Source organism: Novacetimonas cocois (genome assembly GCF_003311635.1).
In the GTDB taxonomy this organism is placed as follows: Bacteria; Pseudomonadota; Alphaproteobacteria; order Acetobacterales; family Acetobacteraceae; genus Novacetimonas; species Novacetimonas cocois.
In genome coordinates, this window is sequence record NZ_QEXL01000002.1 from 41,956 (window position 1) to 68,157 (window position 26,202).

Annotated in this window: 20 protein-coding genes; 7 read left to right on the forward strand and 13 right to left on the reverse strand. The window is 65.2% G+C overall.

Going from position 1 to position 26,202, the window contains the following annotated elements:
* The first annotated feature begins 31 nt into the window (after positions 1–31).
* Entirely contained in the window at positions 32–1,390 is a 1,359-nt protein-coding gene (gene lysA / locus NJLHNGOC_RS01910) for a diaminopimelate decarboxylase (RefSeq protein ID WP_113595013.1), read from the forward strand.
* Entirely contained in the window at positions 1,387–4,167 is a 2,781-nt protein-coding gene (locus NJLHNGOC_RS01915) for a DUF4175 domain-containing protein (RefSeq protein ID WP_113594857.1), read from the forward strand. The genes lysA and NJLHNGOC_RS01915 overlap by 4 nt, the downstream gene beginning before the upstream one ends.
* A 236-nt stretch (positions 4,168–4,403) precedes the next feature.
* Here NJLHNGOC_RS01915 and NJLHNGOC_RS01920 read toward each other — a convergent pair whose 3' ends face one another.
* The 7 genes from NJLHNGOC_RS01920 to glmU form a co-directional block, all read right to left on the reverse strand.
* A complete protein-coding gene (locus tag NJLHNGOC_RS01920) occupies positions 4,404–7,028 on the reverse strand; it encodes a cation:proton antiporter (RefSeq protein WP_113594858.1) in 2,625 nt (874 codons plus the stop codon).
* Between the two features lie 253 nt (positions 7,029–7,281).
* Positions 7,282–7,914, reverse strand: a complete 633-nt coding sequence (locus tag NJLHNGOC_RS01925) for a thiamine phosphate synthase (protein ID WP_113594859.1) — start codon at positions 7,912–7,914, stop codon at positions 7,282–7,284.
* Positions 7,911–8,684: a thiazole synthase gene (locus NJLHNGOC_RS01930; RefSeq protein WP_113594860.1), complete on the reverse strand. Its 774-nt coding sequence runs from the start codon at positions 8,682–8,684 to the stop codon at positions 7,911–7,913. The genes NJLHNGOC_RS01925 and NJLHNGOC_RS01930 overlap by 4 nt, the downstream gene beginning before the upstream one ends.
* Before the next feature lie 9 nt (positions 8,685–8,693).
* Positions 8,694–8,891 carry a sulfur carrier protein ThiS gene (gene thiS, locus NJLHNGOC_RS01935; protein WP_113595014.1) on the reverse strand — a complete coding sequence of 66 codons (198 nt, stop codon included), beginning with the start codon at positions 8,889–8,891 and terminating at the stop codon, positions 8,694–8,696.
* A 22-nt stretch (positions 8,892–8,913) separates the two neighbouring features.
* A complete protein-coding gene (thiO, locus tag NJLHNGOC_RS01940) occupies positions 8,914–9,921 on the reverse strand; it encodes a glycine oxidase ThiO (RefSeq protein WP_113594861.1) in 1,008 nt (335 codons plus the stop codon).
* Between the two features lie 36 nt (positions 9,922–9,957).
* Complete coding sequence (gene glmS / locus NJLHNGOC_RS01945; RefSeq protein ID WP_113594862.1) at positions 9,958–11,781, reverse strand: glutamine--fructose-6-phosphate transaminase (isomerizing); 1,824 nt, start codon at positions 11,779–11,781, stop codon at positions 9,958–9,960.
* Positions 11,781–13,142: a bifunctional UDP-N-acetylglucosamine diphosphorylase/glucosamine-1-phosphate N-acetyltransferase GlmU gene (glmU, locus tag NJLHNGOC_RS01950; protein ID WP_113594863.1), complete on the reverse strand. Its 1,362-nt coding sequence runs from the start codon at positions 13,140–13,142 to the stop codon at positions 11,781–11,783. The genes glmS and glmU overlap by 1 nt, the downstream gene beginning before the upstream one ends.
* A 111-nt stretch (positions 13,143–13,253) precedes the next feature.
* Between glmU and NJLHNGOC_RS01955 the strand changes: the two genes are divergently transcribed.
* Positions 13,254–13,931: an HAD-IA family hydrolase gene (locus NJLHNGOC_RS01955; RefSeq protein ID WP_239021265.1), complete on the forward strand. Its 678-nt coding sequence runs from the start codon at positions 13,254–13,256 to the stop codon at positions 13,929–13,931.
* Positions 13,932–13,944: 13 nt separating this feature from the next.
* Here NJLHNGOC_RS01955 and gyrB read toward each other — a convergent pair whose 3' ends face one another.
* The 6 genes from gyrB to mutM all read right to left on the reverse strand — a co-directional run bounded on the left by gyrB (position 13,945) and on the right by mutM (position 21,958).
* Positions 13,945–16,413, reverse strand: a complete 2,469-nt coding sequence (gene gyrB, locus NJLHNGOC_RS01960; RefSeq protein ID WP_239021266.1) for a DNA topoisomerase (ATP-hydrolyzing) subunit B — start codon at positions 16,411–16,413, stop codon at positions 13,945–13,947.
* A 99-nt stretch (positions 16,414–16,512) separates the two neighbouring features.
* A complete protein-coding gene (gene recF, locus NJLHNGOC_RS01965; protein WP_113594864.1) occupies positions 16,513–17,637 on the reverse strand; it encodes a DNA replication/repair protein RecF in 1,125 nt (374 codons plus the stop codon).
* A 25-nt stretch (positions 17,638–17,662) separates the two neighbouring features.
* Positions 17,663–18,787, reverse strand: coding sequence for a DNA polymerase III subunit beta (gene dnaN, locus NJLHNGOC_RS01970; RefSeq protein WP_113594865.1), 1,125 nt, complete (start codon positions 18,785–18,787; stop codon positions 17,663–17,665).
* A 112-nt stretch (positions 18,788–18,899) separates the two neighbouring features.
* Positions 18,900–20,345 carry a chromosomal replication initiator protein DnaA gene (gene dnaA / locus NJLHNGOC_RS01975; protein WP_113594866.1) on the reverse strand — a complete coding sequence of 482 codons (1,446 nt, stop codon included), beginning with the start codon at positions 20,343–20,345 and terminating at the stop codon, positions 18,900–18,902.
* A 373-nt stretch (positions 20,346–20,718) separates the two neighbouring features.
* Entirely contained in the window at positions 20,719–20,988 is a 270-nt protein-coding gene (gene rpsT, locus NJLHNGOC_RS01980; RefSeq protein ID WP_110527280.1) for a 30S ribosomal protein S20, read from the reverse strand.
* 103 nt (positions 20,989–21,091) lie between these two features.
* Positions 21,092–21,958, reverse strand: coding sequence for a bifunctional DNA-formamidopyrimidine glycosylase/DNA-(apurinic or apyrimidinic site) lyase (mutM, locus tag NJLHNGOC_RS01985; RefSeq protein ID WP_113594867.1), 867 nt, complete (start codon positions 21,956–21,958; stop codon positions 21,092–21,094).
* Between the two features lie 29 nt (positions 21,959–21,987).
* Here mutM and NJLHNGOC_RS01990 point away from each other — a divergent pair, with 29 nt between their 5' ends.
* From NJLHNGOC_RS01990 to NJLHNGOC_RS02005, 4 genes are read left to right on the forward strand one after another with little or no spacing between them, the layout of a single operon-like run.
* On the forward strand, positions 21,988–22,794 hold the full coding sequence (locus NJLHNGOC_RS01990; RefSeq protein ID WP_113594868.1) for a class I SAM-dependent methyltransferase: 807 nt from the start codon (positions 21,988–21,990) through the stop codon (positions 22,792–22,794).
* Positions 22,794–24,026, forward strand: a complete 1,233-nt coding sequence (coaBC, locus tag NJLHNGOC_RS01995) for a bifunctional phosphopantothenoylcysteine decarboxylase/phosphopantothenate--cysteine ligase CoaBC (protein ID WP_206059685.1) — start codon at positions 22,794–22,796, stop codon at positions 24,024–24,026. Before NJLHNGOC_RS01990 ends, coaBC begins: the two co-directional genes overlap by 1 nt.
* A complete protein-coding gene (gene dut / locus NJLHNGOC_RS02000) occupies positions 24,023–24,484 on the forward strand; it encodes a dUTP diphosphatase (protein WP_110527272.1) in 462 nt (153 codons plus the stop codon). Before coaBC ends, dut begins: the two co-directional genes overlap by 4 nt.
* A 44-nt stretch (positions 24,485–24,528) precedes the next feature.
* Positions 24,529–26,202, forward strand: a complete 1,674-nt coding sequence (locus NJLHNGOC_RS02005) for an ABC transporter permease (RefSeq protein ID WP_113595017.1) — start codon at positions 24,529–24,531, stop codon at positions 26,200–26,202.

Here is a 26,202-nt window from a genome sequence, read left to right on the forward strand (position 1 = left end):
AAGGCGCAGGGCGAACCGGTATCCTGTCACGATGGCTGACACTTTTTCCACCCATGCGGGACAGGACCCGACCCTGCGGGACCTGCTGGCCGCCCGTCCCGCGCTGTCAATGCACGCCATTGACGGGCTGGTGTTCGAGGACGTGCCCCTGAACGCGATCGCGGATGCTCTTGGCACCCCGACATGGGTGATGGGCGCGCGCACCCTGCGCGGGCGTTACGCGCGCCTGTCCGGCGCGATGCGCGACGCGGGGCTGGATGTCGCCATCCATTTCGCGGTGAAGGCCAATGACCATCTGGCGGTGCTGAAGGTCCTTGGCGCGCAGGGGGCCGGGGCGGATGTCGTCAGCGGAGGCGAGCTGTGCCGCGCCATGGCGGCGGGCATCCCCGCGCGTGACATCGTCTTTTCCGGGGTGGGCAAGACCCGCACCGAAATGGAACTGGCGCTGCGCCACGATATCGCCCGCATCAATGTCGAAAGCGCGGAGGAGCTTGAACTGCTTTCCGCCGCGGCCGTGGCCTGCGGACGCACCGCCCGCATCGCGCTGCGGATCAATCCCGATGTCGATGCCGGCACGCATGCCAAGATCACGACCGGCCTGGCGGGCAACAAATTCGGCATTCCCTATGACCGCGCGGCCGATCTTTACGCGCATGCCGCCACCCTGCCGGGCATCCATCCCGCCGGTCTGGCGGTGCATATCGGCAGCCAGATCGAACGGATGCAGCCATACCGGCAGGCCTATGCCCGCGTGGCCGAACTGGTGCGCGTCATCCGGGCGCGCGACCTGACGGTGGAGGTCATCGACTGTGGCGGGGGGCTGGGCATTTCCTATCGCCACGAAACCGAAGGCGCGCCAGAGGCCCTCGCCAATGCCATACGGCTTGAACTGGGCGATCTCGGCACCCGGCTGGAGATCGAGCCGGGACGCTGGCTTGCGGGACCGGCGGGCCTGCTGCTCAGCACCGTGATCCTGCGCAAGCGCGGATATGACGGCATGCCGCCCTTCATCGTGCTTGATGCCGCCATGAACGACCTTGCCCGCCCCAGCCTGTATGACGCATGGCACGGCATCATTCCGCTGTCGCCGCGCGACGCCGTCGCCCCGACGGAACAGGTGCACGTGGTCGGCCCGGTCTGTGAAAGCGGCGATACGTTCGGCCATGACCGCACCCTGCCGCATCTGCGGGACGGGTCGCGGGTGGCGATTCTGGACACTGGGGCCTATGGCATGGTCATGAGTTCGACATATAATGCGCGTCCCATGGCGGCACAGGTCATGGTCGATGGATCGCGCTGGGACGTGATCCGCGCGCGCCAGAAAATCGAATCCCTGTGGGAAGGCGATATCGTGCCCGATACCCTTACGCATCCCGCCGGAGGCAAATGACGCAGGAGCGCGACATCCCGGCCACGGCGCCCCTGCGGGACAATGTTCCCGCCGCGCCGTCGGACGCGTCCTCCTTCACGCTTCGCCTTGCACGGGCACGGCTGCGGGCGCGACGGGTCCTGCTGGTCGAACGGCTGTGGCCCATCATGCTGCCCATCGCGGATGTCGCGGGGGGGATCGCGCTGCTTGGCCTGCTGCGCATCCCGCAGCGGCTGCCCGATGGGGTGCATGCCGCGGCACTGGTGGCAATCGCCGGGGGATGCGCCGCATGGGGCGTGCGTCGCTATCGCCATGGCACGTCCCCTGACGACGCAACGCTCGACCGGCGCATCGAACGGGCCTCCGGCCTGCCGGACCGCCCGTTGCAGACACTGCTCGACAGGCCGGTGCATCCTGATCACGACCCTGCGGCGGTCCATGCAACCGATGCGCTGTGGCATATCCATCTGCAGCGCACGGGCGCGCGGGTCGGTCGCCTGCATGCGGGATGGCCGCATCTGTGGCCCATCGGGCGTGAGACATCGTACATCACGCTGGGACTGGCCCCGCTGCTGGCGGTGGCCCTGATCTGGGCCGGGCCAAAGGCGCCGGGGCGCATCGGGGCCGCGTTCATCCCCGGAACGGACGACGCCGACACGCCCCGCCCCCAGATCCACGCATGGATCACCATGCCATCATATGCCCCCGGCGCACCGGTGTTCCTTGATGACCGCGACGGATCGGCCACCATCCCGGCCGGCGCACTCCTCAGCGTGACCGTAACCGGGCTGAAGGGGGAGCCGGTCCTGCGCGTCCGTTCCGCCACGCATTCGGACAGCATCGGGGCCCATGCGTTCCATCCGCTGGATTCCGCGAACTGGTCCATGGAAACGCCCCTTCTGGCGGATGGGAAGCTGACATTGCGCGGCCGTGGCCGCACGTTGAGCCAGTGGAACCTGCGGGTCACGCCCAACCCGGCCCCCATGGTCGCATGGGGCGCGAACCCCGGCGCCGCGGACGGGGAATGGCGCACGCGGCTGCCCTACAAGGTGTCGCAGCCCTATGGCATTACCTCCCTTCGGGTGGAACTGCGCATGCCTGGCGACGAAAACGTGGCCCATCCGCGCGTCGTTTCGGTTCCGATCCTGCTGAACGGTCATCCCCGTTCCGCCGAAGGTGTCGCAACGCCCGACCTGTCATCCGACCCGTGGGCGGGCGAAGACGTCACCGGCACGCTGATCGCAACCAGCGACAGCGGCATGACCGCGTCCTCGACCCCCGTGCGCCTGCGTCTGGGCGCACGGGTGTTCCGCAATCCCATGGCCAAGGCGATCCTTGATATCCGCAAGCGTCTGGCGCTTGGCCGGGAAAACCGCTTTACCGCGGGCGAGGAACTGCACGGGCTGGGCATGACCTCCGCCCCGATGACGCACAATCCCGGCCTGATGATCGCCCTGAGCAGCGTATCCTACCTGCTGGGCCTCAGGGAGGTCGATACCGCGCAGGCCGTTGAACAGGCGGTGGGCCGGTTGTGGTATCTGGCGCTGGATGTCGAACATGACCGTCATGGCGACATTGAAAACAGCCAGGCCGATTTCGACATCCAGATGGCCGAGGAAGCCCTGGATGCACAGATCGAGCATATGCGCGAACCGGGCGCGAAGGGCGAACATTCATCGCAGCAGCAGGCGGAGCTGCAACGCCGGGTGCAGGCGCTCAAGGACGCGATCCAGCGCAAGATGCAGGCCCTGATGGAACAGGCCATGCGCGATCATTCCGCCATTCCCGCCATGCCGGAGATGTCGCAGACCGGCGAACAGAACCTGTCGCGCATGATGCAGCAGTTGCAGGACGATGCCGCGAATGGCCGGTCGGCCGACGCGCTGGACAAGCTTCACCAGATGGAGGACATGGCGGGCCAGATGCGCAACGCCACGCCTCAGGACATCATGCAGGCCGCGCGGCAGTTCCAGGCGCAGCAGGAACTGCGCGAGCAGCGCGAAGCCCTGCGGGACCTGATCCACCGCCAGTCCGGGCTGCTTGACCACACGCAGCAGCGCATCGAACAGGACGCGGCTGCGGACGCCGCGCGCCAGACCGACATGGACACGCCCGATGGCGAGGATCTGTCCACCATGTCCACATCGGACCTGTTGCGCCAGCTTGGCATCACCCCGCCGGGACAACCGCCCGCGCCTGCGTCCGCGAAGCAGCCGCCCTCTCCCGAAAGCGCAACACCCGAGGCGCATGAGGAACAGCAGCATGCCGACCGCGCCACCCAGCACGCGCTGGCCCGCGCGCTGCATGAACTGCAGAAGGAATTCAAGACCGTAAGCGGCAAGGACGTGCCCGCCATCAAGCAGGCGCTGGCGGATATGAAAACGGTCCGCACTGCCCTTACGGCGGGGAAGGATACCGATGCCGCGACGGCGGAACGCAAGGTGCTGGCCGACCTGCAGAAAGGTGGTCAGCAGATGCGCCAGTCCACCCGGGGATCGGGCAAGGGCATGACCATTTTCTTGCCCGCGCTTGCAGGCGGCAAGGGCACCGGCGGGTCAAAGCCGGGACAGCCGGAAGACGAGGAAACGCCTGATAATGCCAGTTCCGAGCCACGCGATCCGCTGGGTCGCAAGACCGGGGATGGACATACGGGCATGGACAGCGACACCCATGTGCCGGACAAGGCCGCGCGCGAACGCGCACGTGAAATAGAACAGGAACTGCGCCGTCGCGATTCGGACCGCACCCGTTCGCCCGAGGAACTGCAGTATCTCGACCGGCTGCTACAGTCCTTCTGATCCAGACAGCTGGAAAAAACCGGACAGGGACAATAAAAGTTTCCGGGTAGCGCCTTCTTTGAGGAAAGAAGCGCCCTTTCGAAGCTTTTTGCAAAAAGCTTCACCAAAAACTTTTATGATTTCAGGATGTTATTGGGGCTGTCTTATTGCAGCCCCATGCGCCCGTGCAGCCATTGTGACGACTGAACGTAGGGACGTGCTCCGTCATCCGTCCCATGCCTGACGGATGACCAGCTTCAGTCTTCCTTGGCGTCCGTATCTTTCCGCACGGGAATGGCCGAACCGACCGGCGCGGTCGCAAGGGCGATGGCGTCATAGGACGGGGATGTCCCCGGCCTATCCTTGCCTTCCCCGGGCAGCAGACGCGCATCGGGCAGTTCCCCGTCCGCGCGTGCCTGTTCCAGCTGCATCAGATTGTCGCGCACGATGGGATGTTCCTCCACCAGACGGCGGAAGGTCCGCGCGCTCATCGTCAGGAAATGCCCGAACTGCAGCGACCGGCTGGTCGCGGCCACCCGCGCGCCCGTCAATGCCTCCGTCGCGCCGATCACCGCACCCGCGCCAAAACGGACGTCACGTTCGGCGTAATGCGTCTCCGCAAGGCCAGCGCTGATGAAATAGATGGTGTGCACTTTCTGCCCGCGTTTGTACAGCCGCTCCCCCGGGGAGGAAAAATGCAGCGACATCTTCATCGACAGGTCATGCAGCACCCCGTCGGGCAGTCCCTTGAAAATCGCAAAGCCATGGATGCGGCTTTCGATCCCGGCCTTGATGTTGAACTTCAGCCGGAAATCCAGATGGGCACGACGCTGTTCCACATCACGGTGCAGTTCACGGTGCAATTCATCGCTGAGCAGGGATTCCGACAGGAGGGAGTCGTATTTCTCCTCCTCAAGGCGCAGGGCGATCTGGCGCAGCATGCGGTTTTCCAGTGCCTCGGAATATCCGTGATAATGCAGCCGCAGCGTCTGCAGCGCCTCGTCCAGCAGCTTGCACTGCCGTCCCAGCACCTCGCCCACGATTTCGCTGATGCGCAGGCCTAGGGTCGGTTCCATGCGGGTGCGCATGAACCGCGTCAGCGACAGCGATACGAAATGCGCGATCATCAGCATTTCGAAGCGTTCCGTCATGCAGTACATCAGCGGCAGGTCGAAATGCAGGCGATGATGGATGGCCTGCGCAATACGGAAACGCAGCGAAGGCTTCAGCCGCCGCCGCAGGGCACGGACATAGCCGAACCGTCCCTCCAGCCGGGCGCCATCGACCATGGCCTCCGCCGAACGCAGCAGCGTTTCCATCACGCGACGCGACAGGCCCTGTATGCGAAACAGGTCCAGCAGGATGGAACGTTCCCGGTTGCCGATCACGATCAGCGCCAGCGTCACACGCTGCCGGTCACCCAGCGCAGTATCGAACGTATTGGCCTGCTGTTCCGTCGTGACGCGGCGGTCAAGGAACTGCACCACCGAATTCGTCACGTTCCGTGAAAATCCCAGCTCCCCCGCGACCTCGCGCGTCTGGTCGCGCACTTCCCCCAGCCCGATGGCAAGGATCTGGTGCCGCAGGGCCTGATCGATCAGCGGCAGCTGGTCCAGTTTCAGGAACAGGACGAGATAGCGCAGCGTGGTGCCATTGATGAACAGGGTAATCAGCACGAAGCCCGTCGCGATGATCCCGATGAAATGCGCGATCTGGGTGGAGACATGCTCGTTTTCCGTCACGGCCAGCGCCAGCGCCAGCGTGATCGCGCCGCGCAGCCCGCCCCAGACCATCGTGATCTTGAACGGGGTGGGCACCGGGGGCGACAGGCGCGTGGCGGCAAGGATCGGCAGCATCCCGAACACCACGCTGGCGCGCGCCAGAAGCCCCGCCCCCGTCGCGATCAGGATCAGCACGCAGTCCCAGCGCGTCATCCCCGCCAGCAGGCGCGGCACCAGCATGGAGGCCAGCACGAACACCAGCGATCCCGCCCAGAAAACCAGCTGCTGCCACAGTTCATTGAGGAAGCGCCATGTCTGCGGCCGGAAGGTGGAAGGGCCATAGATGGAGATCGTAAGCCCCGACGCCGCCGTGGCGACCACCCCGGAAAAGCCGAGGAATTCGTCACACACGATATAGGACAGGTACGGCAGCGCCACCGTCAGGGTGATTTCGGCGGCAGGCGCGGCCCCGATGGTCGCGATCAGCATCAGCGTCAGGCGGCCAAAGACGACGCCGATCACCAGCGCGCCCGCGAACGACACCAGGAATTCCAGCACCGCCCCGCCCAGCATGATCTTGTGATGCGCGGTGATGGAGGCCAGCAGGATGGAAAAGATGGAAATGGCCGCCGCGTCATTCAGCAGCGCTTCGCCCTCCACCAGGCGGGTCAGCCGGCTTGCCGCGCCAATTTCCTTGAAGATGCCCGCAACCGCCGAAGGGTCGGTCGTCGCGACGATGGACCCCAGCAGCAGGCAGACGGCAAGCGGCAGCCCGGCAAAGGGATACAGCGCCAGCCCGATGGTCGCGGTCGAGACGACAACCGCCACCACCGCCAGCAGCAGCACAGTGGCCGTTTCATGTGCCAGACGCCGCACGTCGATGCCCAGCGCCCCCTGAAAGACAAGGATCGGCAGGAAAATGAGCAGGAAGGCTTCGCTATTGAGCGGGAAGTCCAGCAGGGTTTCGGCCGCGCCGCTGAAAATCTCCAGATGCGCGTTGCGCAGGACAAGGTCGGCCACGCCACCGATGACAATCCCGACGATGGCCAGCAGAACCGTTTCCGACAGTTCCAGGCGACGGGCAATAGGCTGCACGGTACTGACGACCACCAGCAACATGGCGATCGCCATCAGAATTGCCGCAAGACCCGCTATCGCCATTCAATGCCCTCAAAAATTCTGGAACCCAGACCGTCGTTCCGGTACATCCTGTCGCGCAACCATGGACAGAATATGTCCGCCACCCGAAGTTTCCCTACCGGGCAGAGGTAAAAAACCGTGTCTTCGTCCCCGACCGCAATAATGGTCAGGAGGAAAGGAGTCGCCCCCTATCCTGACACGCCCGTGATAAAAATCCCGTTTCTCCTGAAATTGTATTTATGCCACATCTACGTTGCATATAATACACAGAATTTCAGGCCGAAGCCTTTTCCGTATCCTCCTTCGTCCGTGTTGCCTGCAACCACGCGCGTACCTGCGCCTGCGGATCGGGCATGCGTATGAAATCCGACACGGCCGAAACGCAGTCCGCCCCCGCCGCAAGACATGACGGCGCACGCGCCAGCGTGACACCCCCGATCGCGACCAGCGGCAGATCACCGATCAGGCGCTTCCATTCCGTCAGCCGCTCCACCCCCTGCGCACCCCAGGGCATTTTCTTGAGCTTTGTCGGCCACACGGGGCCAAGTGCCACATAATCGGGCCGCACCTCCAGCCCGCGATGCAGTTCTTCGTGGCTGTGGGTGCTGACCCCCAGCCGCAGCCCTGCCCGACGGATCGCGGGCAGATCGGCCTCGTCCAAGTCTTCCTGACCCAGATGGATGAAATCGATGCCTTCATCGATCGCGATGCGCCAGTAATCATTCAGCACAAGGCAGACCCCATGGGCGCGCGCCAGTTCACGGCCCTTGCGTATCTCCTCAACCAGCGCCTCCGCAGGCATGTCCTTGAGGCGCAGCTGGATCAGCTTCGCGCCGGCCTGCCCCAGTGTCGCCACCCAGTCGGCCCGGTCGACCACGGGATAGATGCGTGAGGGCAGTCCCGTCATGCCAGCACCGCCTGCCCGATGGTCGGTGTGGAGGGAACAGCCATGTCACGCGCCTCCATCGGGTCGGCGACATAGGCCATGCGCCCCGCCTCCACCGCCATGCCGAACGCGCGCGCCATCTCCACCGGGTTGCCCGCCCTGGCGACGGCAGTGTTGATCAGCACCGCGTCGTAACCCAGCTCCATCGCCTGCGCCGCGTGGGACGGAACCCCGATCCCGGCATCGATCACCATCGGGATATCGGGGAAATGCGCCCGCAGCGCCCGCAGCCCGAACAGGTTGTTCAGCCCCTTGCCCGATCCGATCGGCGCCCCCCAGGGCATCAGCACCTCGCATCCCGCGCGCAGCAGGCGTTCCGCGCCCACCAGATCCTCCGTCATGTAGGGAAAGACCCTGAACCCGTCTTCGCTCAGGATGCGCGCGGCCTCGACAAGGGCGAACATGTCCGGTTGCAGGGTATCGGATTCACCGATCACCTCCAGCTTGATCCAGTCGGTACCGAAAACCTCCCGCGCCATCTGGGCCGTGGTCACGGCCTCGCGCACGCTGTGGCATCCGGCCGTATTGGGCAGCACCGGGACGCCAAGGTCGCGGATCAGGTTCCAGAAGGCCTGTCCCGCGCGCTGGCCCGCCGATTCACGACGCAGGGACACGGTCACGACACCCGCATTCGCATGCCGCACCGCCTCCGCCAGGATTTCTGGGGAAGGATACTGCGCCGTTCCAAGCATGAGGCGGGAGGAAAGTGGCGTGCCATAAAACAGGGTCATGTCGTCTGCTTACCCCCCTTGCATCGGCGCCAGGATTTCCACCCGGCATCCATCATGAAGCCGGTGCGTGCCGCGCCGGGCGGCCGCGACGAAATCACCGTCAACCGCGGTCGCGACACAGGCATCACCATAGCCAAGTTCGCGCAGCAACGCGTCCAGCGTCGCCACGCCGACATCATGAACCTCTTCGTTCACAAGGATCTTCATCAGCATTCTCCCCGCGTTGCGGTCATGAGGGGCCAAGGATGATATCTGCCGCTTCCCGCGCCCGAACAGGCGACAGTAGGAAACCGTGACGATACATGCCATTCACATAAATTCGCTTACCGTCGCGCCGGACGGCAGGCATGTTGTCCGGATATGACGGGCGAAGTCCCGTGCCGGTTTCCAGGATTTCCGCCTCGCCAAAGGCGGGATGCAGGGCATAGGCCGCGCCAAGGAGTTCCACCATGGAACGCAGCGTCATGCCACCGTCATTTTCACTTTCAATCATCGTGGCCCCGACCATGAATACGTGGTCCGCCCGGGGGACGATGTAAACCGGGATGCGCGGATGCAGCATGCGCACCGGACGCGACAGCGTGACATCGCGACAGTGCAGCAGCAGCATCTCCCCCCTGACGCCACGCATGTCGGCCATCTTTTCCCGCGCGGCAATGCCGGTGCAATCGACGACCCAGTCATATTCCCTCCCGTCACAGGGAGGGGCGTTGCATATGATCTGTCCGCCCAGCGCCTCCAGCCGGCCGCCCAGCGCCATCAGCGCGTCACGCGGGTTGACGTGGCCTTCATGTTCGAAAAACAGCCCGCGTGAGAAGCGGTCGGCCAGTTCGGGTTCCAGTTCCGCCAGTTCCTTTTCGCCGATCGTACGGAAATGCGACGTCCGGCGCCCGAAACGCGCGATTTCGCCAACGTCGCGCGCGGGTGCGAGGACCAGCGTGCCGTTGCGCACCACATCGGGCACATGCGCATCCCACCAGTCCAGCGAGGACAGCGACTGGCGCGTGACCTCCGGCGTTGCGGATTCCGCCTCGCACCATGGGGCCAGCATGCCGCCCGCCTTCCACGACGCGCCTGATCCTATGCGTGGTCCGCGTTCATGCACCACCACGCGCGCGCCACGTTCGGCCAGCGTCACGGCGGCCGTCATTCCCGACACGCCCGCGCCAAGCACCAGGACGGACGGCCCGGTGGCGGATGAGGGCGGGGTGACGGACGTGATCGGCGGCTGTGACATCGGTTGAATCCTTGATCTGTCGCGACAGGAACAAGGTTATTCCACCGTGACCGATTTGGCGAGGTTACGCGGCTGATCCACGTCCGTCCCCTTCAGCAACGCCACCTCATAGGCAAGGATCTGGACCGGGATGGTCTGCAGGATGGGGGCCGTGAATTCGTCAACCGTGGGGATTTCCACCACGACCTCGGCAATGTCACGCAGCCGGGGCGCGCCCTGCGTGTCGGTAAAGACCAGCAGCCGCCCGCCACGCGCCTTCGCTTCCTGCAGGTTCGACAGCGTCTTGTCGAACAGGCGTCCTGACGGCACCGTCGCCACCACCGGAACCGTGCGGTCGATCAGCGAGATGGGACCATGCTTCATTTCGCCCGCCGCATATGCCTCCGCATGGATATAGGTGATTTCCTTGAGCTTCAGCGCACCTTCCAGCGCGACCGGGAACGAGGACCCGCGCCCCAGATAAAGTACATCGCGCGCTTCGGCCACGATGCCGGCCATGTGACGGATCGCGTCGCGCTGCTCGAACACTTCTGTCGCGCGGCTTGGCAGGTCCAGCAGGGCCGTGACCATCCGTTCCTCCGCCCTGGCGTCAAGATGCCCGCGCGCCCGGCCCAGCGCTACCGTCAGGCAGGCCAGCACCGAAAGCTGCGCCGTAAACGCCTTGGTGCTGGCGACGGAAATTTCCGGCCCCGCGACCGTGCCCAGCACCGCGTCGCTTTCGCGCGCCATGGTGCTCTGCTCCACATTCAGGACCGAGACGATGTGCTGCCCCTGCTGGCGCATGCCGCGCAGGGCCGCAAGCGTGTCGGCCGTCTCCCCCGACTGTGAAATAAGCAGGCCGAGGCCGCCGGGCGTCAGCGGCGGATCGCGATAGCGCATTTCGCTCGCCACATCGATATCGATCGGCAGGCGCGCATACTGCTCCAGCCAGTAACGTCCGATCATCCCGGCATAGAACGCCGAACCGCAGGCCGTCACCACGCCGCGCGGCACGGCGGCCAGATCGAAAGGCAGGTCCGGCAGCACGACCCGGCGCGTCGCCGGGTCCACCAGGCGCTGCAGCGTCTGGCCGATGACCACGGGATGTTCGTGCAGTTCCTTTTCCATGTAATGGCGATAGCCATCCTTGCCCACCGACGCGGCGATCAGCGCGGTCGTGCGGACCGGCCGCGTGACGGCATTCCCCGCCATGTCAAAGAACTCCGCCCCGCCGGGCGTCACGATGACCCAGTCCCCATCGTCCAGATAGGCGATCCGCCGCGTCAGCGGCGCAAGGGCCAGGCTGTCGGAACCAAGGAACATTTCCTGTTCGCCAAAGCCCACCACCAGCGGCGCGCCATGCCGGGCGCCGATGACCATGCCGTCATGCCCCGCGAAAATCATCGCCAGCGCGTAGGCCCCCTCCAGCCGCTTCAGCGTCTCGTGCGCCGCGTCGCGCGGGGACAGGCCACGACCCAGATGATAGTCGATCATCTGCGCGATGGTCTCGCTGTCGGTATCGGTGGAGAAGGTCTGCCCTGCGGCCTCAAGCTCCCGGCGCAGTTCCTCGAAATTCTCGATGATGCCATTATGGACCACCGACACGCGTTCCGTGCCATGCGGATGCGCGTTGTTTTCCGTCGGCGCGCCATGCGTGGCCCAGCGCGTATGGCCAATGCCCGTCACACCGGGCAGGGGCACGCGCGCCAGCACGCTGGCGAGGTGGTCGAGCTTCCCCGCCGCGCGCCGCCGTTCCACATGGCCGTTTTCCAGGGTGGCGATGCCGGCGGAATCATATCCGCGATATTCCAGCCGCCGCAGGGCATCGAAAATGACCGGGGTGGCCTGGTTCTTACCAACGACACCGACGATACCACACATCAGCCACGCTCCTTCGCGTCTTTCAGCCGGTTGCGGAATTCTTCCGCGTATCCGTCCCTGTTTTCCTGTCTTGCGCGCCCGAATGCCATGGCGTTGTCCGCCACGTCCCCGGTGATCACGCTGCCCGCGGCGGTCATCGCGCCCGTCCCCAGCGTGACCGGCGCGACAAGGATCGTGTCAGAACCGATGAAACAGCCCTCCCCGATGACGGTGACGTGCTTGAACACGCCGTCGTAATTGCAGGTGATGGTGCCCGCCCCGATATTGGTCCGCGCGCCGACGCGCGCGTTGCCGAGATAGGTCAGGTGATTGGCCTTCGCCCCCTCGCCCAGCGTGGTGGCCTTGAGTTCGACGAAGTTGCCGACATGCGCCCGCGCCCCGACATCGCTGCCCGGTCGCAGGCGGGCATACGGCCCGATCTGCGCGCCCATCCTGACGATGCATTGCGCAAGGTGGGAGAAGGACTGGATTTCCACGTCGCGCTCCACCTTCACCCCGGGGCCAAAGACGACATGGGGATGGACCACCACATCGGGGGCCAGGTCGGTATCGGCGCACAGGAACACGGTCTCCGGCGCGATCAGGGTGACGCCCCGGTCCATCGCGGCATGACGCAGGCGCGTCTGCACGCAGGCTTCCGCCACCGCCAGTTCGGCGCGGGAATTGATGCCGCGCAGTTCGTCTTCCGCGGCCACCACCGCCCGCACGCACGCCCCTTCGGACACGGCCTGCGTCACCACGTCGCCCAGGTAATATTCGCCCTGCGCGTTATCGTTGCTTACCGCATTGAGCCAGCGGCGGAAATCCCCCGCGTCGGCGCACAGGACGCCCGCGTTGCACAGGTCGATGCGGCGTTCCTGCGGCGTGGCGTCGGCCCATTCGACGATGCGCTGCACATTCTCGCCCTGCGTCACGACCCGGCCGTAACGTCCCGGATCGGCAGGCCGCATCGCCAGCAGCGCCAGCCCGACGCCGGGCTGCCGGCGGCAGGCAAGCAGTTCGCGCATCGTTTCCGCAGTGATCAGGGGATTGTCACCATACAGAACCGCGACATCGCCGGTTCCGAACTGCGCCTGCGCCTGCAGGGCCGCATGCGCCGTGCCCAGCCTGTCGGACTGCACCACGACCGCGTGCGGGGCGGCGATGGCGGCGACATCGTCCATTCCCGGCCCGATGACGATGACGATACGGTCAAACACCTGCTGGGCATTTTCCAGCAGGTACCGCAGCATCGGCTGCCCCGCGAGGGGATGCATGACCTTGGGGCGTTCCGAACGCATGCGCGTGCCACGCCCGGCGGCAAGGATGACCGCCGTGGCGGAACGGGAAGGCGTGGGCGCGGAATCGGTAATGGTGCTCATGACTTTTTGCGGGTAGCCCCGGCCCGGCAGACCTGTCAAACCCAGAGAAGAACAAGATACCATCACTTAGAATTTCCGATTGCTACTGCAAGAGCCACCGAGGAGAACCGGATGCCTTCCCTTCCCCCCCGCCTGGCGGTTTTCGACATGGATGGCACGCTGATCGACAGCCTGCCGGACCTGACCGCCTGCGCCTGTCGCCTGCTGCACCATTACGGGCTGCCCCCTGTCACGCCCGATACCGTGCGCCCCATGGTGGGCGATGGCGTCGGCATGCTGGTGCGCCGCCTGCTGGCCCATGCGGGCGAACCCGCCCGAAGCATCGACGCGGATGAGGCCGTCAGCCGCTACATGGCCGATTATACCCCCCATTCGACGGACCTGTCGCACCCGTTCACCGGCACCCGCGCCACGTTGGCAAGCCTGAAGGGCGCGGGATGGAAGCTGGCGGTCTGCACCAACAAGCCGGTCGCCGCGGCCCGCCATATCCTGCGCGTCATGGAACTGGACCAATGGTTCGACGCGGTGGGCGGGGGCGACAGTTTCGCGGTGCGCAAACCCGACCCGCGCCACCTGCTGGGAACCATCGAAATGGCGGGCGGCGCGCCTGATCGCGCCATCATGGTGGGTGATCATCATAACGACATCGCTGCCGCCATGGGCGCGCATGTCCGGGGCATCTTCGCCCGCTGGGGATACGGCGCGCCCGAGATGGAGGCCGGGGCCACGGTGGGCGCGGATTCCATTTCCGAAATCCCGCACATTGCCCGCGAACTGATCCCCGCCTAGATCCGGCACGCCCTCAGACGTCGAGATTCGCGACCTTGAGGGCGTTGCCCACGATGAAGTCGCGGCGGGGTTCCACCACATCGCCCATCAGGGTGGAGAAGACCTGCGCCGCGTTTTCCACGTCGCCCACCCGCACCTGCAGCAGCGTGCGCATGGCGGGATCCAGCGTGGTTTCCCACAGCTGCGCGTCGTTCATTTCGCCCAAGCCCTTGAAACGGTTGATCGAAAGGCCGCGCCGCCCCTGCGCCAGGATGCGTTCATAAACCGACGCCGGACCATTGAGCGGCAATGTATGGCTGTCGAGGGTAAGCTCCACCCTGCCACCGAAATCGGCAGCGATGCGGTCATGATGTTCCGAAAGCCAGCGGACCTCCGCGCTGCGCAGGGTGGCGGGGTCAAGGCGATAGACCTCCCCCACGCCGCGCACGCTGCGCGCCATTTCCAGCCCGTCCGCGCTCGCCGCGACCTTCCATCCACGCTCCGATTCGGGGGAGACGGCATCAAGCCGCGACTGCAGGTCGATGATCCGTTCCGGGGTGGCAGAGGGATTCGCCGAAAGTGCCCCGGCAATCGCCGCCTGTTCCAGGATCCAGACAGGCGCGCGAACCGCAAGGCGCGAAAGCGCGCGCGCGACGTCACGGATGAAGCTGACTTCGGGCTGTATGGCCTCCCCCGTGATTTCGCGGCCATCGGCATAGCGCAGGCTTGCATGCGCCAGCGCCTTGTCGAGCAGATACTGCTCCAGCGCCGCGTCATCCTTGAGATAGCGTTCGTCATTGCCACGCTTGGCACGGTACAGCGGCGGCTGCGCGATATACAGATAGCCCTTTTCAATCAGTTCGGGCATCTGGCGGAAAAAGAACGTCAGCAGCAGCGTGCGGATATGCGACCCGTCCACGTCGGCGTCCGTCATGATGACGATGCGGTGGTAACGCAGCTTGTCGATCGAAAAGCCGCCATGTTCCACGTCGCCCCGGCCGATGCCAGTGCCCAGCGCCGTAATCAGCGTGCCGATTTCGGCCGAGCCGAGCATGCGGTCGAAACGGGCGCGTTCGACATTCAGGATCTTGCCCTTCAGCGGTAGGATCGCCTGGAACCGCCGGTCACGTCCCTGCTTGGCGGTGCCCCCCGCCGAATCCCCCTCGACGATGAACAGTTCGGACTTCGCCGGATCGCGTTCCTGACAGTCGGCCAGCTTCCCCGGGAGGGAAGAGACATCCAGCACCCCCTTGCGCCGCGTCAGTTCGCGCGCGCGACGCGCCGCCTCACGCGCGGCGGCGGCATCCATGACCTTCGCCACGATCTGGCGGGCTTCCTTGGGGTGGGTTTCAAACCAGTGGGAAATCATGTCGGCCGCGGCCGCATGCACCACGGGCTGCACCTCGGACGAGACAAGCTTGTCCTTGGTCTGCGAAGAGAATTTGGGGTCCGGCACCTTGACCGACAGGACCGCCGTCAGCCCCTCGCGCATATCCTCGCCCACAAGGGAGTGGGAATCCTTCTTGTTCGCATTCGCCTCGGCATAGCGTCCGACAATGCGCGTCAGGGCCTGACGGAAACCCGCCAGATGCGAACCACCGTCACGCTGGGGAATGTTGTTGGTAAAGCACAGCATGGTTTCATGGAAACTGTCATTCCATGTCAGGGCGAATTCGACCTTGATGCCGTTATCGTCGTTCTGCAGGCTGCCGGTGATCGGCGGCTCCACGATCGGGGTCTTGCCACGGTCAAGCCATTCGACAAAGGCCGACAGCCCCCCTTCGTAATGGAACGATTCCTCACGCGCGGGGGTATGCCGCTCATCACGCAGGACGATGGCAAGGCCGGAGTTCAGGAAAGCCAGTTCGCGCAGCCGCCGCTCCAGCACCGAAAACTGGAATTCCACGATCGCGAAGGTCTCGGCGCTCGGCTTGAACGTGACCTGGGTGCCGCGTGCCTCGTCACTTTCGCCCACGACCGACAGGGGGGCCTCGCGCTCACCCGCGCGGAAGCGGATCATGTGCTCCTTGCCGCCACGCCAGATGCGCACCTCCATCCATTCGGACAGGGCGTTGACAACGGCGGCGCCCACGCCATGCAGGCCGCCCGACACCTTGTAGGAATTCTGGTTGAACTTGCCGCCCGCATGCAGCTTCGTCAGCACGACCTCAGCCGCGCTGATGCCCTCTTCCTGATGCATGTCGGTCGGGATGCCGCGCCCGTCATCACGGACGGTGACGCTGCCATCGCCATTCAGCGTGACGATGCATGTCGTCGCGTAACCGGCCTGCGCCTCGTCCACGGCATTGTCGATGATCTCGAACGCCATGTGATGCAGGCCGGACCCGTCATCGGTGTCGCCGATATACATGCCCGGGCGCTTGCGCACCGCGTCCAGCCCCTTGAGAACCGAGATCGAGGCCGCATCATAATCCGCACCTGTGACGGGAATATCCTCCCCCCCGGCATCGTGTTTCTGATCGGGATTGGATTGGTCAGACATGCCGGACAGATGCTCCACAACAGGGTCACGCGTTGAAGTGCGGTTATACATCGAACCCGCCCTTCGCACCAAGCTTTCCCCGCCATAAATCGCGGCGAATCAGGGAACTGAAACCAGATTGCCGTCCCGGGGCATGACAAAGGCCGCCTGATCGCGCAGGGGGGCGAACTGCGCCGCGTCGGTGCCGCTCAGCATCACGGTGGTATCCAGACGCCCGATGGCGCGGAACAGGGCGGCGCGCCGTGCCTCGTCCAGGTGGACCAGCGGCTCATCCAGCAGGATCAGCGGCGCCTGCCCCCGCATCCGCGCGATCAGGCGGGCATGCGACAGGACCAGCCCCACCAGCATGGCCTTCTGCTGCCCCGTGCTGGAATGCGCGGCACCGCGTCCCGTGGCGCGGTCATGCAGGCGCAGGTCGGTGCGGTGCGCCCCGTGCCCGGCACTTCCCCGCGCGCGGTCACCGGAGCGCGAGGCCGCAAGACGCTCACGCAGCCAGTCCTCCACCATCAGGGCGGAGGCATGGCGCAGGCGTTCCGCCACTTCACTTTCCAGATGCAGGGTGGTGGCTGGAAACCCGTCACACAGCGCCTCCTCATCCGCATTGAGCAGCGCGACCAGACCGGCGCGGGCGGCCATGACGGCCACGCCGTGACGCGCCATCGCGTCCTCCAGCGCGCACAGCCACGCGGGATCGGCGCGCCCATCCCCCAGCAGGCGGTTGCGCTGCATCATGGCATGGTCATAGGCGGCAAGTTCACGCCCATGTCCCGGCTCCATTGCCAGGACAAGCCGGTCAAGGAAACGCCGCCGGCCGCCGGCCCCTTCCTGAAACAGGCGGTCCATCTGGGGCGTCAGCCATACGGCGGACAGGAAATCGGAAACGCGCGCCCTGTTGCGCAATACCTCGCCATCCAGCCGGACGATGCGGCGTTCCGGACGGGCGGGATCGGATCCGACCGCCAGTTCGCGCGTCCCTTCCTCCACCCCGTCGGGCACATGGATCCGGGCCGCAACGCCCCAGCGGGCGCACCCATGGCGTGGTAGGTCCGCGACCCGCGCCCCGCGCAGGCCCCGCCCGGGCAGAAGAAGGGAAACCGATTCCAGCAGGTTGGTCTTGCCGCTGCCATTTTCCCCCACCACCACCGTGACCGGGGCGTCGGGGGTCCATGACAGATGGCGGTAATTGCGAAAATCCGTCAGGACAAGCCGCGCAAGATGGGCCATACGCGCCCGGCGACCGATCGTGCCGTCAGACGCGCATCGGCATCAGCACATACAGTGCCGAGGGACGATCCACATCGCGCACGATGGTGGGCGCGGAGCTGTCGGAAAACGCGAACTCGACATTCTTGTCGATCTGGTCGGTGATATCGTTGAGGTAACGCGCCTGGAAACCGATTTCGATCGGGCTTGCGTCATAGACGACATGGGTATCGTCCAGTTCCTCGGTCGCGGTGCCCTGATCCTGGCTGACGGCGGTCAGGGTCAGCAGGTTCTGCGTGACCGTCAGCTTGACCGGGCGGGAACGTTCCTGGCTGATCGCGGCCACGCGCGACACCGCGTCAGAGAAAATCTTCTTGCCCACCTGCAGGATCTTGTCGTTGCCGGTGGGAATCACGCGTTCATATTCGGGGAAGGTGCCGTCAATCAGCTTGGACGTCAGGATCACGTTGCCGACGGTGAACTGGATGCGCGTATCCGACAGGGCGACGCCGATATGTTCCGGCCCCTCGTCCAGCAGCTTGCGCAGTTCCGTCACCGTCTTGCGCGGCACGATGACGCCGGGCATGCCCGCCGCCCCTTCCGGCACGTCGGTTTCCACGCGGGCAAGACGATGTCCGTCGGTCGCCACCGCGCGCAGCATTTCCCCATGCGGGGTCTGCGCCACGTGGAAATAGATGCCGTTGAGGTAGTAGCGTGTCTCTTCGGTCGAAATGGCAAAGCGGGTCCGGTCGATCAGGCCGCGCAGTACCTGTGACGCGATGGTGAATTCGTGCGGCAGCGCACCCGCCATCATGGAGGGAAAGTCATCGACATCCAGCACGTTGAGGCTGGTGGTAAAGCGTCCGGCGCGCAGGCCCAGCGGCGCGTCACCCCCCGCCTGATCCAGTTCGATCACCGCGCCGTCAGGCAGCCGGCGCACGATGTCGCACAGCACGGCCGCAGGCGCGGTCACGGCCCCGTCACGCAGGATTTCAGCCGAAATCCCCTCCACCACCGCGATTTCCATGTCGGTGGCCGTCATGGTCATCAGCCCGTCGGTGACGTTGATGAGGACGTTGGCAAGAATGGGGATGGTGTTACGCTTCTCAGCCACGCCCTGAATATGCATCAGCGCCTTGAGCAGGGTCGCGCGATCAGCCTTCAGCTTCATGTGTAACAAATCCTCCTTGCCCTGCAACGCGTTTCGTGACCGAAGCACGTAATGGGGGCAATAGGTCTAGCAGCCTGACGCAAATGCGAAAAGAGGGCGTTGAACGAAAATATCAGCTTTCGAGCATCCGGCGCAGCAATTCCACATCCTCTGCAAAAGCCGGATCCTGTTCCATAAGTTCCATCACGCGCCGCACGGCATAGATGACGGTGGTATGGTCACGGTTTCCGAACTTGCGCCCGATTTCGGGCAGGGAGCGCGAGGTCAGCTGCTTCGACAGGTACATCGCCACCTGCCGGGGCCGCGCCACCACGGTGGAACGCCGGGCGGAAGACATGTCCGTCAGCCGGATGTTCCAGTGTTCGGCGACCTTGCGCTGTATTTCCTCGATCGTGACGCGGCGGTTGTTGGCCTTGAGGATGTCATGCAGCACATCCTGCGTTGCCTCCAGCGTCACGGGGCGGCCAAACAGGTTGGCATGCGCGATCAGACGGTTCAGCGCGCCTTCGAGTTCGCGGACGTTCGAGGTGATCTTGTGCGCAAGGAATTCCAGCACCTTGGCCGGAACCTCAACCCCGGACGCGGCGGCCTTGGCCTCCAGGATGGAAATCCGCAGTTCGAACGTCGTGGCATGGATGTCGGCCACCATCCCGCACCCGAGGCGCGTGCGCAGGCGATCCTCCAGCCCCGACAGGTCGGAGGGCGACTTGTCCGCCGAAACGACAATCTGCCGCCCTGCGTCAACCAGTGCATTGAAGGTGTGAAAGAACTCTTCCTGCGTATTGTCCTTGCCGATCAGGAACTGCAGGTCATCGATCATCAGCACGTCGACCGAACGCAGCTGTTCCTTGAATTCCATGGTGGACTGCGAACGGATGGCGGCGATGAAACGGTACATGAACTTTTCGGCCGACATGTAGGCCACCGAAACCCGTCCCTCGCGCACCAGTTCGGAACCGATCGCATGCATCAGGTGCGTCTTGCCCAGCCCCACGCCGCCATACAGGAACAGGGGATTGAAGCCGGGGCTGGACGGCCGTTCGGCCACCCGCCGGGCACAGGCATACGCGAACTCGTTCGGCTTGCCGACCACGAAGGTATCAAACGTGAAACGCGGGTCGAGCGGGGCGGCAAGGTCGCTGCGCACCTCGGCGGCGCGGGGTTCTTCGACCGCCACGGCCTCGACCACGGGGGCTGCCGCCGTTGCGGCAGGCGCGGAATCGGCGGATGGGGCGTCCCCGTCCACCGCGGGCGACGCGCTGCGCGCGACCTGGAGCTCGACGCGGCGGATCGCGGGGATTTCGGCATGCCACAGCGCGCCAAGGCGATCGCCGTACTGCCCCCGCACCCAGTCACGCAGGAAACGCGTGGGAAGGTAGAGGGTGATTTCATCCTCATCGACGGGACCGACGCCCATCTGCCTCAGCCAGGTGTTGTATTCCACCTCCCCGACCTCGGCCTTGAGGCGGGCGCAGATACGCGACCAGTGGATGTCGAGAATGCTTTTCTGGGCATTCGCTTCGGCAACCTCGTCATATCCTTCCAGTCCGCCCGTCATCTTCACTCCCGGCCATTCAGGGACATGACAGTCCGCGTCCGCGAAATGCCTGTTCAAAATTAACACATCACCCCAACGCACGCGGACACGTTCGCGTTTTCCGTGCATGCCTGCACGAAAACCCATGCGCCGACGGATCAGCGCCCCAGTCGCTACCGATGAGGATGACCCGAAGTTAGTGCAGGGAATCGGAGGAAGCAACGGGAATCTGATCAACCGTCGATCAAAACCGATTCCGCGACAGAAATACGCAACAGCCGGAAGTAGATGGCAAATAAAAAGGACCACACCTTGCCGGAATGACATGATGCGGTCCCATTTATTACGCGGAATTATTTATTCCACGCGCACGCTTATTTATCCATTAAATGGATCAGGCAGCGGCCAGCGCCTTGATACGCGCGGACAGGCGCGAGATGCGACGCGCCACCGTGTTGGCGTGCATGACGCCCTTGCCCACGGCGCGCTGCAGTTCGGGCTGTGCCGCGCGCAGGGCGACGGTGGCGTCTTCCTTCTTGCCGGCCTCGATCGCGGTCTCGACCTTCTTGACGAAGGTGCGCACGCGGGAGATGCGGGCGGTGTTGCGCGCGTTACGGCGCTCGGTCTGACGGATGCGCTTGCGCGCTGATGCGGTATTGGCCATCGTTCTCAGTTCAGCAAAAAATCAGGTTACGGCGGTCCGCCACCCGATAGTTGCGGACATCCAGATATCAGGATCGCGGTCTAGTCCACCCTTTCCCCATTCGTCAAGACAAGTCTTCGGCCTCTGCCCCGACTTCCTGGCGCATGGGACAGAAAAAAGAGGACCGTCCCGCCTGCGTGATCCGCATGACGCCATCGCATGCCGGCGGGCCGGGACATTCGGGACATCCCTCCCCCGCCCGGCCATAGACACGCCACGCATGCTGGAAATAGCCCAGCTCCCCATCGGGTTTCACGTAATCACGCAGACTCGACCCGCCAGCGGCGATCGCCTCTGTCAGGACGTCGCGGATGCTGCCCACCAGCGCCCCGCACTGCGCCGCGTCCAGGCTGGCGGCCATGCGGGCGGGATGGATGCCCGCGCGGAACAGCGCTTCGGAGACATATATGTTGCCCAGTCCCGCAACAACCCGCTGATCCAGCAGCAGCGACTTGATCGGGGTGCGCCGTCCCGCCGCCGCGCGCGCCAGCCCTTCGGCATCGAACCCGTTGCCCAGCGGCTCCGGCCCCATGCGCGCCAGCAGCGGGTGGGCGTCCACCGTCTCCGTGGGCACAAGGTCCACGATCCCGAAACGGCGCGGATCCACCAGCCCGCATCGCGCGCCCTGATGCGTCAGGATCAGCAGGTGTTCATGCCGTGCCGCCGGCACCGAGATGTCGGAACCCAGCACGACCCGCCCCGACATCCCCAGATGCACCAGCAGCGTCCGCGCGTCGTCAAGATCGACGAGAATGTATTTCCCCCGCCGCCCGAACCGCGTGATCACGCGCCCACGCAGCGAGTCGCCCAGGCCCGGCGGGAAAGGGCGGCGCAGTCCCTCGCGCCCGGTCGTGGCAGTTGCAATCTTGTGACCTTCGAGATGCAATCGCATCCCGCGCATCACAGTTTCTACTTCAGGGAGTTCCGGCATGGCAGGTTATAAGGTTATATCTCCCGATCATGAGCGACAATAGCCACCATACCCCATCCGCCCCTTCCCCGTCCGATGGCCCCACGCCGAGCGGACATCCCTCCGGCACGACCGATTTCGGCTTCCGTCACGTTCCCGTCACGGAAAAGAAATCCATGGTGCGTGAGGTGTTCGACAGCGTCGCAGGCAAGTACGACATCATGAATGACGTGATGTCGCTTGGCATTCACCGGGCATGGAAAAAGATTTTCGTCACCGAACTCGGTCCCCATCCCGACCTGCGCCTGCTCGACCTTGCGGGGGGAACGGGCGATATTTCCTTCGGCTGGCTGCGTGGCGGGGGCGGTCCCGCCATCCTGTCGGACATCAATGTCAGCATGCTGGCGGTCGGACGTGACCGCGCGCTGTCACGCGGGCTTGTCTCCGGCCTCAATTTCGTGGCGGTCGATGCCGAGGCCATTCCCATCGCCGACTGTTCCGTCGATCGCGTCTCCATCGCGTTCGGCCTGCGCAACTGCACGGACAAGCTGCAGGTCCTGCGTGAGGCACGGCGCGTGCTGCGGCCGGGGGGGCGTTTCCTGTGCCTCGAATTCTCCCGCGTGCAGGTCGCGGCCCTGTCGCCCATCTATGACGCCTGGTCGTTTCAGGTGCTGCCCCGCATGGGGGCTGCCATCGCCGGGGACCGCGAAAGCTATCAGTACCTGGCCGAAAGCATCCGCATGTTCCCCGATCAGGAAACGCTGGCGGACATGATGCGCGAAGCGGGGCTGGAGCGTGTCTCCTACCAGAACCTGTCCGGCGGGATTGCCGCCATCCATTCGGGCTGGCGCATCTGATGAAAGGCGCGCGCCCGTCCGTCCTGCTGGTGATCTGCGGCGGGATCGCGGCATTCAAGGTGCCGGAGCTGATCCGGCGCCTTGTGGAACGTGGGGTGCAGGTCCGCACCATCCTGACCCGCGCGGGCGCGCAATTTGTCACCCCCCTCACCCTTCAGGCGCTGACGGGCGAGCGGGTTTCCGAAGACCTGTTTTCCCTGACCGACGAACACGAAATGGGGCATATCGCCCTGTCGCGCGCCAGCGACCTGATCGTTGTCTGTCCCGCCACGGCCGACATCCTGGCCCGCATGGCCAGTGGCATGGCCGACGATCTGGCGACCACCGTGCTGCTGGCGACCGACACGCCCGTCATGGCCGTGCCCGCAATGAACGTGCGTATGTGGCTGCATCCCGCCACCCGCGCCAATGTCGCGACGCTGTCCGCGCGCGGCGTCACCTTTGTCGGCCCGGAAGAAGGCGTCATGGCCTGCCATGAAACCGGGCCGGGCCGGATGAGCGAACCCCCCACCATTGCGGAGGCCGTCATGGCTGCCCTGCGCCCGGCGACGAGCCTGCCGCTGCATGGGGTGCGCGCGCTGGTCACGGCGGGGCCGACGCATGAACCCATCGACCCGGTGCGCTATCTCGCCAATCGTTCCTCCGGACGGCAGGGATATGCGATTGCCGGGGCGCTGGCGGCCATGGGCGCGCAGGTCACGCTGGTCAGCGGGCCGACAGACCTCCCCCCGCCACCCGGCGTGACGCTTCATCGCGTGGAAACGGCGGAGGAGATGCTGGCCGCGTGCGAGGCCGCGCTGCCCTGCGACGTGGCCATCTGCGCCGCCGCCGTGGCGGACTGGCGCGTGGCGCGGCCGGGCACGCGCAAGATCAAGAAATCCCCCGACGCGCCACCGCCAGGCCTGACACTGGTGCCCAATCCCGACATCCTTGCCCACCTGTCGCGCCCCGGCCCGGCACGTCCGCGGCTGGTGATCGGCTTTGCCGCCGAAACCGACGACGTGCGGGACAACGCGGCGGCCAAGCGCCTGCGCAAGGGCTGCGACTGGATCGTTGCCAACGACGTGCGGGCGGAAACCGGCATCATGGGCGGCCACGAAAACGAGGTCACGCTGATCACGGCCACAGGCATGGAACACTGGCCCCGCACATCGAAGGATGCGGTCGCGCGCGGACTGGTGCATAAGATTGTAACAGAAATAGCCCCTTCCCATCACGGAGCCCCTGCATGAGCCAGCCTTCCCTGCCCATCCGCATCCGTCGCCTCGCGCATGCGGCGGGACTGCCGCTTCCTGCCTATGCGACGCAGGGGGCTGCGGGGATGGATCTGGTCGCGGCGGTGACAGACCCGGTCACGATATGGGCGGGTGGGCGCGCGCTGATCCCGACCGGCCTGTGCATCGCGCTGCCCGCCGGGTACGAGCTGCAGATCCGGCCGCGTTCCGGCCTTGCGCTGAAACATGGCATAATGCTGCCCAATTCGCCCGGCACCATTGACGAGGATTATCGCGGGGAAATCGGCATCATCATGCTCAATACCGGCACGGATCATTTCGTGGTCGAACGGGGCATGCGCATCGCACAGGGCGTGCTGGCCCCAGTCGTGCGCGGCGTCTGGCAGGAATGCGATACCCTTGACGACACGGCGCGTGGCGCAGGCGGGTTCGGCAGCACGGGGACGACAGGGTGATCGAACCGACCCTTACCGCCCACAGCCTGCGGGTCCGTCCCAACATGTTCGACCTGGTGGGGCTTGTCATCCTGATGGGGCTTGCCGTGGCGATGGCGACGGTGGGGCGGCACATGCTGGTGCCGCTGTCCCCCGCCACCGCGCAGACGATCCACCTCGACCCGTCATGGCTGCCGGGATATGCCCTGCGCACGACGTTCCGGATGTTCGCGGCCCTGCTGGCGTCGCTGGTCTTTACCTTCACCTATGCCGTGTGGGCGGCGAAAAGCCGGCGGGCGGGACAGCTCCTGATCCCGGTCCTCGACATCCTGCAGTCGGTGCCCATCCTCGGGTTCCTGACATTTACCGTCGTCTTCTTCCTCGGGCTTTTCCCCGGCCAGATGATGGGGGCGGAACTGGCGGCGATCTTTACGATCTTCACCAGCCAGGCATGGAACATGGCCTTCAGCATGTACCAGTCGCTGCGCACCGTGCCCGCCGACCTGGAGGAAGCGGCCCGCTGTTTCGGCCTGACGGCGTGGCAGCGGTTCTGGCGGCTGGAGGTGCCTTTCGCCATCCCTTCGCTGGTGTGGAACGCGATGATTTCCATGTCCGGCGGATGGTTCATGGTTGTCTATTCCGAAACGATCACGGTGGGCAGCACGGATATCGCGCTGCCGGGAATCGGTTCGTATGTCGGCACCGCGATCGCGCATCGCGACCTGCTGGCGATCGGGTATGCGATCGTGACCATGCTGATCGTCATCCTGGCTTATGACCAGCTGCTTTTCCGCCCCCTTGTCGCATGGTCGGCGCGTTTCAGCGTGGAAGACACGCAGGGCGAGGCCGCGCCCGACCCGTGGGTCCTTGCGCTGCTGCGGCGCACGTCGGTGCTGCGGCGGGTCAGCGACGCGCTTGGCCATGCGCTGACCTCCATCGGCTGGCTGCGTATCGGGCGCGCGCCCTCCGACATCGGGCCATCGCATATTTCGGGCCGCGTGATCGATATCGCATGGTGGGCCTGCCTCGGGCTGTGTGTCGTCATCGCCGGCGAAAAGGTGGCGGTCTATGCCGCAGCACATTTCACCGTGACGCAGGTGCTGCATGTCGCGGGCCTGGGCGGCCTGACGCTGGTGCGGGTGCTGGTGACACTGCTGGTGGCGTCGCTGATATGGGTGCCGGTGGGGATCTGGCTGGGGCTGGATGCGCGCCGGGCGCGACGCGCGCAGTTCGTGGCGCAGTTCATGGCCGCCTTTCCCGCCAACCTGTTCTTTCCGCTGTTCGTGCTGTTCATCGTGCGCTTCCACCTCAACAGCAATATCTGGCTGACGCCGCTCATGCTGCTGGGAACGCAGTGGTATATCCTGTTCAATATCGTGGCCGGCGCCTCTTCCTATCCCACCGACCTGCTGGAGGCCGCGCGCAATTTCCAGGTGCGGGGCATGCTGTGGTGGATGCGCGTCATGCTGCCGGGTATCGTGCCGTTCTTCATTACCGGCGCGATCACCGCGTCGGGCGGGGCATGGAACGCCGCCATCGCCACGGAGATGGCAAGCTGGGGTTCCACCACCCTGCGCGCGCAGGGACTGGGGGCCTATATCGCACAGGCCACGATTGACGGCGCGACGGACCGTGTCGGGCTTGGCATGGTCGTGATGTCCCTGTTCGTCCTGCTGTTCAACCGCATGGTCTGGCGTCCGCTGGCCAATTACGCCGCGCGTCATTTCACCTTCAACTGA

Excerpts from the sequence above, each read along its gene's own strand:
- lysA (WP_113595013.1), top strand. The coding sequence starts at position 32 with ATGGCTGACACTTTTTCCACCCATGCGGGACAGGACCCGACCCTGCGG.
- NJLHNGOC_RS01915 (WP_113594857.1), top strand. The coding sequence starts at position 1,387 with ATGACGCAGGAGCGCGACATCCCGGCCACGGCGCCCCTGCGGGACAAT.
- NJLHNGOC_RS01920 (WP_113594858.1), bottom strand. The coding sequence starts at position 7,028 with ATGGCGATAGCGGGTCTTGCGGCAATTCTGATGGCGATCGCCATGTTG.
- NJLHNGOC_RS01925 (WP_113594859.1), bottom strand. The coding sequence starts at position 7,914 with ATGACGGGACTGCCCTCACGCATCTATCCCGTGGTCGACCGGGCCGAC.
- NJLHNGOC_RS01930 (WP_113594860.1), bottom strand. The coding sequence starts at position 8,684 with ATGACCCTGTTTTATGGCACGCCACTTTCCTCCCGCCTCATGCTTGGA.
- thiS (WP_113595014.1), bottom strand. The coding sequence starts at position 8,891 with ATGAAGATCCTTGTGAACGAAGAGGTTCATGATGTCGGCGTGGCGACG.
- thiO (WP_113594861.1), bottom strand. The coding sequence starts at position 9,921 with ATGTCACAGCCGCCGATCACGTCCGTCACCCCGCCCTCATCCGCCACC.
- glmS (WP_113594862.1), bottom strand. The coding sequence starts at position 11,781 with ATGTGTGGTATCGTCGGTGTCGTTGGTAAGAACCAGGCCACCCCGGTC.
- glmU (WP_113594863.1), bottom strand. The coding sequence starts at position 13,142 with ATGAGCACCATTACCGATTCCGCGCCCACGCCTTCCCGTTCCGCCACG.
- NJLHNGOC_RS01955 (WP_239021265.1), top strand. The coding sequence starts at position 13,254 with ATGCCTTCCCTTCCCCCCCGCCTGGCGGTTTTCGACATGGATGGCACG.
- gyrB (WP_239021266.1), bottom strand. The coding sequence starts at position 16,413 with ATGTCTGACCAATCCAATCCCGATCAGAAACACGATGCCGGGGGGGAG.
- recF (WP_113594864.1), bottom strand. The coding sequence starts at position 17,637 with ATGGCCCATCTTGCGCGGCTTGTCCTGACGGATTTTCGCAATTACCGC.
- dnaN (WP_113594865.1), bottom strand. The coding sequence starts at position 18,787 with ATGAAGCTGAAGGCTGATCGCGCGACCCTGCTCAAGGCGCTGATGCAT.
- dnaA (WP_113594866.1), bottom strand. The coding sequence starts at position 20,345 with ATGACGGGCGGACTGGAAGGATATGACGAGGTTGCCGAAGCGAATGCC.
- rpsT (WP_110527280.1), bottom strand. The coding sequence starts at position 20,988 with ATGGCCAATACCGCATCAGCGCGCAAGCGCATCCGTCAGACCGAGCGC.
- mutM (WP_113594867.1), bottom strand. The coding sequence starts at position 21,958 with ATGCCGGAACTCCCTGAAGTAGAAACTGTGATGCGCGGGATGCGATTG.
- NJLHNGOC_RS01990 (WP_113594868.1), top strand. The coding sequence starts at position 21,988 with ATGAGCGACAATAGCCACCATACCCCATCCGCCCCTTCCCCGTCCGAT.
- coaBC (WP_206059685.1), top strand. The coding sequence starts at position 22,794 with ATGAAAGGCGCGCGCCCGTCCGTCCTGCTGGTGATCTGCGGCGGGATC.
- dut (WP_110527272.1), top strand. The coding sequence starts at position 24,023 with ATGAGCCAGCCTTCCCTGCCCATCCGCATCCGTCGCCTCGCGCATGCG.
- NJLHNGOC_RS02005 (WP_113595017.1), top strand. The coding sequence starts at position 24,529 with ATGTTCGACCTGGTGGGGCTTGTCATCCTGATGGGGCTTGCCGTGGCG.